We start from the raw sequence: 12,602 nt of genomic DNA, 5'->3' as shown, positions 1-12,602 counted from the left end.
GCCACCCGCCCCCGCATTACCCTTCTATCACCTCATACGAATGCGTAATGTTCACGCCTTTGCCGAGCATCAACGCCACCGAACAATATTTTTCCGCCGACAGATCCACCGCACGCGCGACCGCTGCATCCTTCAGAGCCTTCCCCGTCACGACAAAATGCAGGTTGATATGCGTGAACAGGCGCGGCGCCTCTTCGCGGCGCTCAGAGGTGAGCTTCACTTCGCAGTCAGTCACCTCGTGACGGCCTTTTTGCAGAATAGACACCACGTCGATAGCGCTGCAACCGCCTGCGGCCATCAGCACCATTTCCATCGGGCTTGGCGCTTTGTCGCCAGAGTTGCCATCCATCAGGATCTGGTGGCCTGATGCGGACTCGCCCAGGAAGGTTAAGCCTTCCACCCATTTCACTCGTGCATGCATGATTATCGCTCCAGGCTATTCATTTTACTGACAGATTACGCGGCCCCGCCATAAGAGGCAACGGAAGGCGACCTGCGTCAAGCTGAAACGAGACAACAGGAGACACCTGAGAAAAGCTATGCTAAAACAGTCTGGATGCAGCGGCGATACATTGATGTTACGCATGTATGCAGAGGAGAGACAATTTATCGGCTGCGATGTCCACGGACAGCCAACTTCCCTGGATGCGGGAAGATGATGATTGCAGAGCCAGACAGGGGTTACGCGCCCTGTCTTTGGAGCCAGTTTAAAACAGAGGATAACCGCGCATGGTGCTTGGCAAACCGCAAACAGACCCGACTCTTGAATGGTTCTTGTCTCATTGCCACATTCATAAGTATCCATCTAAGAGCACGCTGATTCACCAGGGTGAAAAAGCGGAGACGCTGTACTACATCGTCAAAGGCTCAGTGGCAGTGCTGATCAAAGACGAAGAGGGCAAGGAGATGATCCTCTCGTACCTGAATCAGGGAGACTTCATCGGCGAACTGGGTTTGTTCGAGGAAGGTCAGGAACGCAGCGCCTGGGTTCGCGCTAAAACTGCCTGTGAAGTGGCTGAGATCTCTTACAAAAAATTCCGTCAGCTGATTCAGGTAAACCCGGATATTCTGATGCGTCTTTCTTCACAGATGGCGCGTCGTCTGCAGGTGACCTCGGAAAAAGTCGGCAACCTGGCGTTCCTCGACGTGACAGGCCGCATCGCGCAGACGCTCCTGAATCTCGCCAAACAGCCGGACGCCATGACCCATCCGGACGGTATGCAGATCAAAATTACCCGCCAGGAAATCGGTCAGATCGTGGGTTGCTCCCGCGAAACCGTGGGCCGTATCCTGAAGATGCTCGAAGATCAAAACCTGATTTCCGCGCACGGGAAAACCATCGTGGTTTACGGAACCCGCTAAGGTTTCTGAAAAAAACGGCGTGTCGCTTCGGTAACACGCCGTTTTTGTTTCTATACTTCTCCCCTATGTGGCGTCGTCTTATCTATCACCCTGAAATCAATTACGCTTTGCGGCAAACGCTGATCTTAAGCCTGCCGGTCGCGGTGGGATTGATGCTGGGCCATTTACAACAGGGGCTGCTGTTCTCGCTGGTGCCCGCGTGCTGCAACATCGCCGGTCTCGATACCCCCCACAAACGCTTCTTCAAACGCCTGATTATCGGCGCGTCGCTGTTCGCGCTGAGCAGCCTGGCGGTACAGTTTCTGCTGTTGCAGGCGGTGCCGCTGCCGCTGATTTTGCTGATGCTGGCGCTGCTGCTCGGCGTGACGGCGGAGATAAGCCCGCTGCATGCGCGTCTGCTGCCCGCGTCGCTTATCGCGGCGATTTTCACGTTAAGCCTTGCCGGCAATATGCCGGTCTGGCAACCGATGTTGCTCTATATTCTCGGCACCCTCTGGTATGGCTTGTTCAATGGCTTCTGGTTCTGGCTGTGGCGTGAGCAGCCGCTTCGCGAATCGTTAAGCCTGATTTATCTAAGCCTCGCTGATTACTGCGAGGCGAAATATAGCCTGCTGACACGCCATACCGACCCGGAACAGGCGCTGCCGCCGCTGCTGGTGCACCAGCAAAAAGTCGTGGATCAGATAAGCCAGTGTTATCAGCAGTTGCAAATGCTGGCGGCGACCCGGCAGAACGGCTACAAGCGTCTGCTACGCGCCTTTCAGGTAGCGCTGGATCTTCAGGAGCATATCTCGGTGTCGCTGCATCAGCCGGGCGAAGTGCAAAAGCTGGTGGAGCGCAGCCATGCGGAAGCGGTGTTGCGCTGGACGGCGCAAACCGTGGCCGCGCGCCTGCGCACGCTCTCCGACGATATCCTCTATCACCGCTATTCTCACCGTTTTACGATGGACAAACAGATCGAGGCGCTGTCAAAAATCGCCCGCCAGCACCCTGATAACCCGGTCGGGCAGTTTTGTGAATACCATTTCAGCCGCATCGCCCGCGTGCTGCGTACCCAGCGCCCGCTTTACGCCCGCGACCTCATGGATAACGGCCAGCGCCGCCTGCCGCTGTTGCCCACGCTGAAAAGCTATCTGTCGTTCAAATCGGCCGCGCTGCGCACCGCGGCGCGGCTTGGCGTGATGCTCGCGGCGGCGGGCCTGCTGGCGAGCGTATTTCAGTTGCCGAAGCCGTACTGGATCCTGATGACGGTCCTGTTCGTCACGCAAAACGGCTACGGCGCGACGCGGGTGCGCATTTTGCACCGTGCGGGCGGCACGCTGGCCGGGCTGATTATCGCGGGCATTACGCTGCATCTGAATGTGCCGCAGGGCTATACGCTGCTCGGCATGCTGGTAGTGACCTTAATCAGCTATCTCATTATCCGCCGCAACTACGGCTGGGCGATGATTGGCTTCACCGTGACGGCGGTCTATTCGCTTCAATTACTGACGCTGAACGGCGAGCAGTACATTGTGGCGCGTCTGATTGACACCCTGACAGGTTGTCTCATCGCTTTTGGCGGTATGGTCTGGCTCTGGCCGCAGTGGCAAAGCGGCCTGCTGCGCCAGAACGCGCACGACGCGCTGGAAGCCGATCAAGAGGCGCTGCGCCTGATCCTGAGCGACGATCCACAGCCCGCGCCGCTCGCGTGGCAGCGCATGCGCGTCAACCAGGCGCATAACGCGCTCTACAACTCGCTCAATCAGGCGATGCAGGAGCCGGGCTTTAACAGCCGGTATCTGGAGGATATGCGCCTGTGGGTAACACACAGCCAGTTTATCGTCGAGCACATCAACGCGATAACGACGCTGGCGCGCGAGCAATCCACGCTGACGCCGGAAACCGCGGCGCGCTACTTACAGGCCTGTGAAATCGCGCTGCAACGCTGTCAGCAGCGGCTGGAACATGACACGCCGGGCGAGACGCAAAACGAGGCGGTGCTGGAGGGCGAAGAGGTATTGCCGGAAGGGCCGCTCAGCGTGATGGAACATCACCTGCTGCGCATTCTCGATCATCTGCGCACTATGCACACTATTTCGTCCGTGGCGTGGCGTCAACGGCCCCACCACGGGATCTGGCTCAGGCGGCGCCTTAGCCCGTCACGCTGATCAGCTGTTCACCACGCGTGCGACCGCGCGTGCAAAACGGGCCATGCCTTCGTCGATATCGGCGCGCTCCACCAGCAGCGACGGCGCGAAACGCATCACGTCCGGGCCGGCATTAAGCACCATCACGCCCTCGGCGGCCGCCGCATAAAGCAGGTCACGCGCGCGACCGTGGAACGCCGGTGCCAGCTCGGCGCCAATCAGCAAACCCATGCCGCGAATGTCGCTGAACAGGCCGTACTGCTCGCCGGTTTGCTTAAGATGCTGCACAAACTGTTCGCGCTTGCGCGCCACGCCGTCCAGTACGTCCGGGGTATTGATGATATCAAACGCCTCGCCCGCGACCGCGCAGGCCAGCGGATTACCGCCATACGTGGAGCCGTGGGAGCCAACGTGAAATGCCGAGGCAACCTCATGCGTCGTCAGCATCGCGCTCACCGGGAAACCGCCGCCGAGCGCTTTGGCGCTGGTAAGAATGTCCGGCGTCACGCCATAGTGCATATAAGCAAACAGCTTGCCGCTGCGGCCCATGCCGCACTGCACTTCATCAAACACCAGCAATGCCTGATGGGCGTCGCACAGCTCGCGCAGGCCACGCAGGAATTCCGGCGTCGCGGCCGTTACGCCGCCCTCGCCCTGTACCGGCTCGACCACGACCGCGCAGGTGTGGTCGTCCATCACCGCTTTTACCGCGTCGAGATCGTTGAACGGCACGTGAATAATATCTGCTGGTTTCGGGCCAAAACCGTCGGAGTATTTCGCCTGGCCGCCCACGGAAACGGTAAACAGCGAACGGCCATGAAACGCGTTATAAAACGCGATGATTTTGGTTTTGTATGGGCTGTGGCGGGTGATGGCATAGTGACGGGCCAGCTTAAACGCGGTTTCGTTGGCTTCGGTGCCGGAGTTCATAAACACGACGCGTTCGGCGAACGTGGCGTCTACCAGTTTTTGCCCCAGGCGCAGCGCGGGTTCGTTGGTGAAAACGTTACTGGTGTGCCAGAGCATTTCGCCCTGCGCTTTCAGCGCCTCCACCAGCCGCGGGTGGCAATGGCCGAGCGCCGTCACCGCGATGCCGCCCGCGAAATCGACATACTCCTTGCCCTGCTGATCCCAGACACGGCTGCCCTTGCCTTTCACCGGAATAAATTCAGCCGGTGCATAAATCGGCAGGATCACTTCATCAAAGGTGGCGCGCGTAATTGCTGTTTTTTCAGTTGCCATTTCATGCCCATCCAGTAAATGTGCCATCGCACATGAAAAGATAAGCATAAAATATGAATAAAAAATCAATAAAAGGCAATAAAAATTCAGCGAGAAAGAAAGTTCGCAAGCAACTGGTGGCCCTGCTCGCTCAGGATGCTTTCCGGGTGGAACTGCACGCCTTCCAGCGGCAGTTGACGATGGCGAATCCCCATAATCTCGCCCTCGTCCGTCCAGGCCGTTATCTCAAACTCGGCGGGCAGCGTGGCGCGGTCGATAATCAGCGAGTGGTAGCGGGTCACGGTTAGCGGGTTATTGAGCCCGGCGAAAACGCCCGTATTGTTGTGCTGGATAACCGAGGTCTTGCCGTGCATGACATTCTGCGCGCGCACGACCGCCGCGCCGAAAGCCTGACCGATGGCCTGGTGTCCGAGGCAGACGCCGAGAACAGGCAGACGACCGGCATAGCGGCGGATAACCTCAAGCGAAATACCCGCCTCATTCGGCGTGCAGGGGCCGGGGGAAATCACGATACGCGCGGGCGCGAGCGCGTCGATATCGTCAGGCGTCAGCTCATCGTTGCGCCTGACCATCACCTCTGCGCCCAGCTCGCTGAAATACTGAAACAGGTTCCAGGTGAAAGAATCGTAATTGTCGATAAGCAGTAACATGGCGGCTCCGAAAAAAAGAACCGCGCCAGTTTACTCGCTTTCCCGCGCTTCGCTCACTACGCTTGCAAAGATTTTCTCAAGCGGCGCCAGGTCGCCCATCGCGCCCGCCTGGTTGGCGGCGCGCCACGCATCGACATCAATATCCCGCCAGTCGAGGGTATACCCCGCATGCAGCGCCAGTTGTTCGAAAAATACGCGCTGCGCGCGCCCGGTGCCGATGCGGAACGGATGCAGCACGTTAATTTCACAGTAGTAATGCGCAAGACGAGCTACAAATTCGTCTTGCTCCAGGCCGACGAGATAATCCTCGTCTTCCAGCGCCTGCATCAGCGCGTTGCCCTCTTTTTCCAGATATTCAAAATGGGCAAAACGCGTGTCGCCCTGGTAAATATCCACTTCACGCAGTTCGCCCGCCCATTCGTAGATATCCTGAAAAAGCTGACGGTGGATAGCGCACAGGTGCGGTAGCCCGCGCTGAACCGGGCCGAGTTCCAGCGTCGCCGCGCGCAGGGAAGTCAGCTCGCGCTCGGCGTGCTGGAGATCCTGCGCAGCATGGATGTTCAGCCGGTTGCGCAGTACATCGCTGCCGGACCAGAAATAAGGGTCGCGCCCGTCGCCGAATTTATCGCTCATAGTGCCCCCTCAGCTCTTCAATGCGCGCCAGCGCTTCTTCGCGGGTTAAGGTCACCAGAGGCACCTCGATGCCTTCCAGCCGGTTGCTGGCCTGAAAGTTATGGTTTTTTTGCGCGTCCCAGAGCCGGGACTTTTGTCTGTCGGTGAGTTTTCTGGCCATTTTGCCTCCCTGAACGTAACCCCATGTGCCACAAGTATAAGCAGCAATGGGCGGGTTTGCCGGGAGGAGAGACGACGCGGGCCGTGAAGCCCACGTCAGGATGAGGGTTACGGCAGGACTTTCGCAGAGAGGATCACAACCGGTTTGGACGGCACATTCTGGTACGGGCCAACGTCGTGGGTCTGCACCTGGGCGATTTTATCCGCCACATCCATGCCTTTGACCACTTTACCGAAAACAGCGTAGCCGAAGTCGCGCTGGCCGTGGTTCAGGAAGGCGTTGTCAGCGACATTGATAAAGAACTGGCTGGTGGCGCTGTCTTTATCGGCGGTGCGCGCCATAGCGATGGTGCCGCGCGCGTTTGGCAGACCATTATCCGCCTCGTTTTTCACTGGCGCATTGGTCGGTTTTTGCTGCATATCCGCCGTGAAGCCGCCGCCCTGCACCATAAAGCCTGGGATCACGCGGTGGAAAATGGTGTTGTTGTAAAAACCGCTGTTAACGTAATCAACAAAGTTCTTCACGCTTGCCGGCGCTTTCTGGCTGTTCAGTTCCAGCTCAATATTCCCCGCGGAGGTGGTAAGCAGCACGTGCGGGTCGCCTTTTGCCGCCAGTGCAGCAGGAGAAAGGGCAGAGAGAGCAAATACAGCCGCAACAGCCGCCAGAGTGGATTTGAGCATGACGAATTCCTTACGAAGCAGAAAAAAGCGAGTGGGTCGATTCTAAATAGCGAATGCATGACGTGCCAGAGATTTACCTGGTTTTACGTACCAGCGCGCAGCGAAAACGCGCTCATCGGATCTGATGCGTATAATTCTGTGACGGGCATCATATAAACAATGTCGTTTTACACAGCATGTGATCAATGTTTGTTTTATTGGATCACATTACGCCCTAGAATGCCCACGTTCTCGGCGCCGTCAACGCGCTTTACACTTCTATTCACAGGCCAGTCATGACTAACAGCAATCGTATTAAGCTCACATGGATCAGCTTTTTTTCCTACGCCCTTACCGGCGCGTTGGTGATCGTCACCGGGATGGTGATGGGCAATATCGCAGAGTATTTTCATCTGCCCGTATCCAGCATGAGTAACACCTTTACCTTCCTGAATGCCGGGATCCTTATATCTATCTTTTTAAACGCCTGGCTGATGGAAATCGTGCCGCTGAAAACCCAGCTGCGCTTTGGTTTTGTGTTGATGGTGCTCGCCGTAGTGGCGCTGATGTTCAGCCAGAGCCTGACGCTTTTCTCCGCTGCGATGTTCGTGCTCGGCCTGGTGAGTGGGATCACGATGTCGATCGGGACGTTCCTGATTACGCATATGTATGAAGGACGCCAGCGCGGCTCCCGCCTGCTGTTTACTGACTCCTTCTTCAGTATGGCCGGGATGATTTTCCCGATGGTCGCCGCGTTTCTGCTGGCGCGCAGCATTGAGTGGTACTGGGTTTACGCCTGCATTGGCCTGGTCTATGTCGCGATTTTCATTCTGACTTTCGGCTGTGATTTCCCGGTACTTGGCAAACATGCCCCACAGGAAAACCAGCCGGTCGCAAAAGAGAAATGGGGCGTGGGCGTGCTGTTCCTCTCCATCGCCGCGCTCTGCTACATTCTGGGCCAGCTGGGCTTTATCGGCTGGGTGCCGGAATACGCTACCAAAGGTCTTGGCATGAACCTGAATGATGCCGGTACGCTGGTGAGCAACTTCTGGATGTCTTATATGGTCGGCATGTGGGTCTTCAGCTTCGTTCTGCGCTTCTTTGATTTGCAGCGCATTCTGACCGTGCTGGCAGGTCTCGCCACGGTGCTGATGTACTTCTTTATTACCAGCAAGCCGGAGCATATGGCGTGGTTTATTCTGGCGCTCGGTTTCTTCTCCAGCGCTATTTACACCACCATCATTACGCTCGGCTCTCAGCAGACCAAAGTCTCCTCGCCGAAGCTGGTTAACTTCATCCTGACCTGCGGTACCGTCGGCACCATGCTGACCTTTATCGTGACCGGCCCGATTGTGGCGAATCACGGCCCGCAGGCGGCGCTGTTTACCGCCAACGGCCTCTACGCCGTCGTGTTTGTAATGTGCTTCGCGCTGGGCTTCGTCACCCGCCATCGCCAGCACGCGAAAACCGCGGCAGCGCACTAAGCATTATCCGTCCCCTCCCGGCCGGGAGGGGACATTCTGTTTAATTTCCCCACTGTTTCGCTTCCCGTTCCGTCCCGGTTTTACCTCGCTCTCGCTTTGTATCAGATATTCACGCCATAAAATTTTCTGGCGAAAATTCATTCCGCATCGGTTCAAAAAACGAACACCCGTGAAACCCTAATCAATTCCTGCACTTAGAAAAACCCACAAAAATCAAGGATATACCCCTTAAGAGGTATATAAAGATGTAATTGATTTACATCAATAAGCGGGGGTGCTGAATCGTTAAGGTAGGCGGTAATAGAAAAGAAATCGAGGCAAAAATGAGCAAAGTCAGACTCGCTATTATCGGTAACGGCATGGTTGGTCACCGCTTTATCGAAGACCTTCTCGATAAAGCCGATCCAGGCCAGTTCGATATCACCGTCTTCTGTGAGGAGCCGCGCATCGCCTATGACCGCGTGCACCTCTCTTCCTACTTCTCTCATCATACCGCTGAAGAACTGTCGCTGGTTCGCGAAGGCTTTTACGACAAGCACGGCGTGAAAGTGCTGGTAGGCGAGCGCGCCATCACCATCAACCGTCAGGAGAAAGTGATCCACTCCAGCGCCGGGCGCACTGTCTATTACGACAAACTGATTATGGCGACCGGCTCCTACCCGTGGATCCCGCCGATTAAAGGCTCCGAAACGCAGGACTGCTTTGTCTACCGCACGATTGAAGACCTGAACGCGATCGAAGCCTGCGCGCGACGCAGCAAACGCGGCGCGGTCGTCGGCGGCGGTCTGCTCGGTCTTGAGGCCGCTGGCGCGCTGAAAAACTTAGGCGTTGAAACGCACGTTATCGAATTTGCGCCGATGCTGATGGCCGAACAGCTCGACCAGATGGGCGGCGAGCAGCTGCGCCGTAAAATTGAAAGCATGGGCGTGAAAGTACACACCAGCAAAAACACCCAGGAAATCGTGCAGCAGGGCGTCAACGCGCGTAAAACCATGCGCTTTGCCGACGGCAGCGAGCTGGAAGTCGACTTTATCGTCTTCTCCACCGGTATCCGCCCACGCGACAAACTGGCTAAACAATGCGATCTGGACATCGCGCCGCGCGGCGGCGTCATGATTAACGATCAGTGCCAGACATCCGACCCGGATATCTACGCGATCGGCGAATGCGCCAGCTGGAACAGCCGCGTCTATGGCCTCGTGGCGCCGGGTTACAAAATGGCGCAGGTGGCGGTCGACCATATTCTCGGTAACCCTGGCAACCGTTTTGAAGGCGCGGATCTCAGCGCCAAGCTGAAACTGCTGGGCGTGGATGTCGGCGGTATCGGCGACGCGCATGGTCGCACCCCGAAATCCCGCAGCTATGTGTTCCTCGACGAAAGCAAAGAAATTTACAAACGTCTTATCGTCAGCGAGGACAACAAAACGCTGCTCGGCGCGGTGCTGGTAGGCGACACCAGCGATTACGGCAACCTGCTGCAACTGGTGCTGAACGGCATCGAACTGCCGGAAAACCCGGATTCGCTGATCCTGCCGTCGCACGCAGGCCAGGGCAAACCCTCCATCGGCGTTGATAAACTGCCGGACAGCGCGCAGATTTGCTCCTGCTTCGACGTCACCAAAGGCGCGCTCATCGCCGCCATTAACAAAGGCTGCCACACCGTTGCGGCGCTGAAAGCGGAAACCAAAGCCGGTACGGGCTGTGGCGGCTGTATTCCGTTGGTCACCCAGGTGCTGAACGCTGAACTGGCGAAACAGGGCATCGAAATCACCAACAACCTTTGCGAACACTTTGCGTACTCTCGCCAGGAGCTGTACCACCTGATTCGCGTCGAGGGCATTAAATCCTTCGACGAACTGCTGGAAAAACATGGCCAGGGTTACGGCTGTGAAGTGTGTAAACCGACCGTCGGTTCCCTGCTGGCCTCCTGCTGGAATGAGTACATCCTCAAACCGCAGCACACGCCGCTGCAGGACACCAACGACAACTTCCTGGCCAACATCCAGAAAGACGGCACCTACTCGGTGATCCCGCGCTCCGCTGGCGGTGAAATTACCCCGGAAGGACTGATGGAAGTGGGTCGCATCGCCCGCGAATTTAACCTGTACACCAAAATCACCGGTTCTCAGCGTATCGGTCTGTTTGGCGCGCAGAAAGATGACCTGCCGGAAATCTGGCGTCAGCTGATTGCCGCGGGCTTTGAAACCGGCCACGCTTACGCTAAAGCGCTGCGTATGGCGAAAACCTGCGTCGGCAGCACATGGTGCCGTTACGGCGTCGGCGACAGCGTGGGCTTCGGCGTTGAGCTGGAGAACCGTTACAAAGGCATCCGCACCCCGCACAAAATGAAATTCGGCGTTTCTGGCTGTACGCGCGAATGCGCCGAGGCACAGGGTAAAGACGTGGGCATTATCGCCACCGAAAAAGGCTGGAACCTGTATGTCTGCGGTAATGGCGGGATGAAACCGCGCCATGCCGACCTGCTGGCGGCGGATCTCGATAAAGAGACCCTGGTGCGCTACCTCGATCGCTTCATGATGTTCTACATCCGCACCGCCGACAAACTGACCCGCACAGCCTCCTGGCTGGAAAGCCTCGAAGGCGGCATCGACTATCTGAAGAGTGTGATTATCGACGACAAGCTGGGCCTTAACAGCCAGCTGGAAGCCGAAATGACCCGCCTGCGCGAAGCGGTGATTTGCGAGTGGACCGAAACGGTCAATAACCCGCAGGCGCAGGGCCGCTTCAAACACTTCGTCAACAGCGATCGCCGCGACCCGAACGTGCAGGTGGTGCCGGAGCGCCAGCAGCATCGTCCGGCCACGCCTTATGAGCGTATCCCCGTCACCTTCGTGGAGGAAACCGTATGAGCCAGTGGAACACCATTTGCAAGCTCGATGATATTGTCCCGGCGACCGGCGTCTGCGCGCTGGTAGGCGAACACCAGGTGGCGATCTTCCGCCCTCGCGCCAGCGAAGAAGTTTATGCCATCAGCAATATCGACCCGTTCTTTGAGGCGAGTGTCCTGTCGCGCGGCATTATCGCCGAGCATCAGGGCGACCTGTGGGTCGCGAGCCCGCTGAAAAAACAGCGCTTCCGCCTGCGTGACGGGCTTTGTATGGAAGATGAAAGCCGTTCTGTGGCGCACTTTGAGGCGCGCGTGAAAGACGGTCAGGTACAGGTGAAGGCGTAACCCGGGAAGGCCAGACAACGCCTTCAGGTTTCAGGCGGGTGGCGCTTCGCTTACCCGCGCCTGATTCGCGGGCGTTGACACACAGGGTGGATAAGCGCCACGCATCCACCACGGCGCGCAGAGCGCCTCCGCTCATTAACAATGTTCCATCGGCGTTCCGCTTAACGGACCGCCCGTTAAGGACAACAACAAATAAGCGCGCCAGCAGGCGCGCCGCACTAACGCATCTTTTTTATTTTCTTAATTTTTTAATTTCACTCACTTTTTAGGATAACCACTATGTTTACCGACACGATCAATAAGTGCGCGGCGAATGCCGCCCGCATCGCTCGCCTCTCGGCAAATAATCCTCTGGGTTTCTGGATCAGCTCCGCGATGGCGGGTGCGTACGTCGGGCTCGGGATTATTTTGATTTTCACTCTCGGCAACCTGCTTGAGCCCGCCATTCGCCCGCTGGTGATGGGCGCCACGTTCGGCATCGCGCTGACGCTTGTGATTATCGCGGGTTCTGAACTCTTTACCGGTCACACCATGTTCCTGACGCTCGGCGTAAAAGCGGGCACCATCAGCCACGGTCAGATGTGGGCGATCCTGCCGCAAACCTGGCTTGGCAATCTGGTCGGCTCCGTGTTTGTCGCCCTGCTCTACAACTGGGGCGGCGGTAGTCTGTTGCCGGTAGACACCAGTCTTGTGCACACCGTGGCGCTCGCAAAAACCAGCGCGCCCGCCACCGTGCTGTTCTTCAAAGGCGCGCTCTGTAACTGGCTGGTCTGCCTCGCTATCTGGATGGCTATCCGCACCGAAGGCGCAGCGAAATTTATGGCTATCTGGTGGTGCCTGCTGGCTTTTATCGCCTCCGGCTACGAGCACTCCGTCGCCAACATGACGCTGTTCGCGCTCTCCTGGTTCGGCCACCACAACGAGGCATTCACACTCAGTGGTATCGGGCATAACCTCTTGTGGGTAACCCTGGGCAATACCCTTTCTGGCGCCGTGTTCATGGGTTTGGGTTACTGGTATGCTACGCCGAAAGCAGAGCGCCCGCAGCCTGCCGCGCAGACCGCACCAGAAACCGCTCGTTAAGAAGGAT

12 protein-coding genes are annotated in these 12,602 nt (G+C 57.4%); 6 read left to right on the top strand and 6 right to left on the bottom strand.

Annotated features, from left to right (window positions below):
- Nucleotides 1-16: 16 nt before the first annotated feature.
- Complete coding sequence (locus BJP61_RS02835; protein WP_038867140.1) at nucleotides 17-421, bottom strand: OsmC family protein; 405 nt, start codon at nucleotides 419-421, stop codon at nucleotides 17-19.
- Nucleotides 422-729: 308 nt separating this feature from the next.
- Between BJP61_RS02835 and crp the strand changes: the two genes are divergently transcribed.
- Together crp and BJP61_RS02825 are read left to right on the top strand one after the other, a co-directional pair.
- Entirely contained in the window at nucleotides 730-1,362 is a 633-nt protein-coding gene (gene crp, locus BJP61_RS02830) for a cAMP-activated global transcriptional regulator CRP (protein WP_000242758.1), read from the top strand.
- Between the two features lie 65 nt (nucleotides 1,363-1,427).
- Nucleotides 1,428-3,512, top strand: a complete 2,085-nt coding sequence (locus tag BJP61_RS02825) for a YccS/YhfK family putative transporter (protein ID WP_171997805.1) — start codon at nucleotides 1,428-1,430, stop codon at nucleotides 3,510-3,512.
- Here BJP61_RS02825 and BJP61_RS02820 read toward each other — a convergent pair whose 3' ends face one another.
- From BJP61_RS02820 to ppiA, 5 genes are all read right to left on the bottom strand, one after another.
- Nucleotides 3,513-4,733 carry an aspartate aminotransferase family protein gene (locus BJP61_RS02820; RefSeq protein ID WP_038867135.1) on the bottom strand — a complete coding sequence of 407 codons (1,221 nt, stop codon included), beginning with the start codon at nucleotides 4,731-4,733 and terminating at the stop codon, nucleotides 3,513-3,515.
- Nucleotides 4,734-4,819: 86 nt separating this feature from the next.
- A complete protein-coding gene (gene pabA, locus BJP61_RS02815) occupies nucleotides 4,820-5,383 on the bottom strand; it encodes an aminodeoxychorismate synthase component 2 (RefSeq protein ID WP_038867133.1) in 564 nt (187 codons plus the stop codon).
- 30 nt (nucleotides 5,384-5,413) lie between these two features.
- Nucleotides 5,414-6,016: a putative adenosine monophosphate-protein transferase Fic gene (locus BJP61_RS02810; RefSeq protein WP_161580015.1), complete on the bottom strand. Its 603-nt coding sequence runs from the start codon at nucleotides 6,014-6,016 to the stop codon at nucleotides 5,414-5,416.
- Nucleotides 6,006-6,176, bottom strand: coding sequence for a YhfG family protein (locus tag BJP61_RS02805; protein ID WP_071603776.1), 171 nt, complete (start codon nucleotides 6,174-6,176; stop codon nucleotides 6,006-6,008). Before BJP61_RS02805 ends, BJP61_RS02810 begins: the two co-directional genes overlap by 11 nt.
- A 107-nt stretch (nucleotides 6,177-6,283) precedes the next feature.
- Nucleotides 6,284-6,856 carry a peptidylprolyl isomerase A gene (gene ppiA / locus BJP61_RS02800; protein ID WP_007702586.1) on the bottom strand — a complete coding sequence of 191 codons (573 nt, stop codon included), beginning with the start codon at nucleotides 6,854-6,856 and terminating at the stop codon, nucleotides 6,284-6,286.
- Between the two features lie 275 nt (nucleotides 6,857-7,131).
- On the opposite strand from ppiA, the gene tsgA reads away from it, so the two are divergent.
- From tsgA to nirC, 4 genes are all read left to right on the top strand, one after another.
- On the top strand, nucleotides 7,132-8,319 hold the full coding sequence (gene tsgA, locus BJP61_RS02795; RefSeq protein WP_038867129.1) for an MFS transporter TsgA: 1,188 nt from the start codon (nucleotides 7,132-7,134) through the stop codon (nucleotides 8,317-8,319).
- 323 nt (nucleotides 8,320-8,642) lie between these two features.
- Nucleotides 8,643-11,189, top strand: a complete 2,547-nt coding sequence (gene nirB, locus BJP61_RS02790) for a nitrite reductase large subunit NirB (protein ID WP_171997804.1) — start codon at nucleotides 8,643-8,645, stop codon at nucleotides 11,187-11,189.
- On the top strand, nucleotides 11,186-11,512 hold the full coding sequence (nirD, locus tag BJP61_RS02785) for a nitrite reductase small subunit NirD (RefSeq protein WP_038867125.1): 327 nt from the start codon (nucleotides 11,186-11,188) through the stop codon (nucleotides 11,510-11,512). Before nirB ends, nirD begins: the two co-directional genes overlap by 4 nt.
- 279 nt (nucleotides 11,513-11,791) lie before the next feature.
- The gene (gene nirC, locus BJP61_RS02780) at nucleotides 11,792-12,595 is read left to right on the top strand and encodes a nitrite transporter NirC (RefSeq protein WP_038867123.1); all 804 of its coding nucleotides are present in this window, start codon (nucleotides 11,792-11,794) and stop codon (nucleotides 12,593-12,595) included.
- Nucleotides 12,596-12,602 lie beyond the last annotated feature (7 nt).

It is taken from the genome of Cronobacter sp. JZ38 (assembly GCF_008932145.1).
Lineage (GTDB): Bacteria > Pseudomonadota > Gammaproteobacteria > Enterobacterales > Enterobacteriaceae > Cronobacter > Cronobacter muytjensii.
Note: the sequence above shows the minus strand (reverse complement) of the source record. Positions and strands in the feature narration are given on the sequence as shown.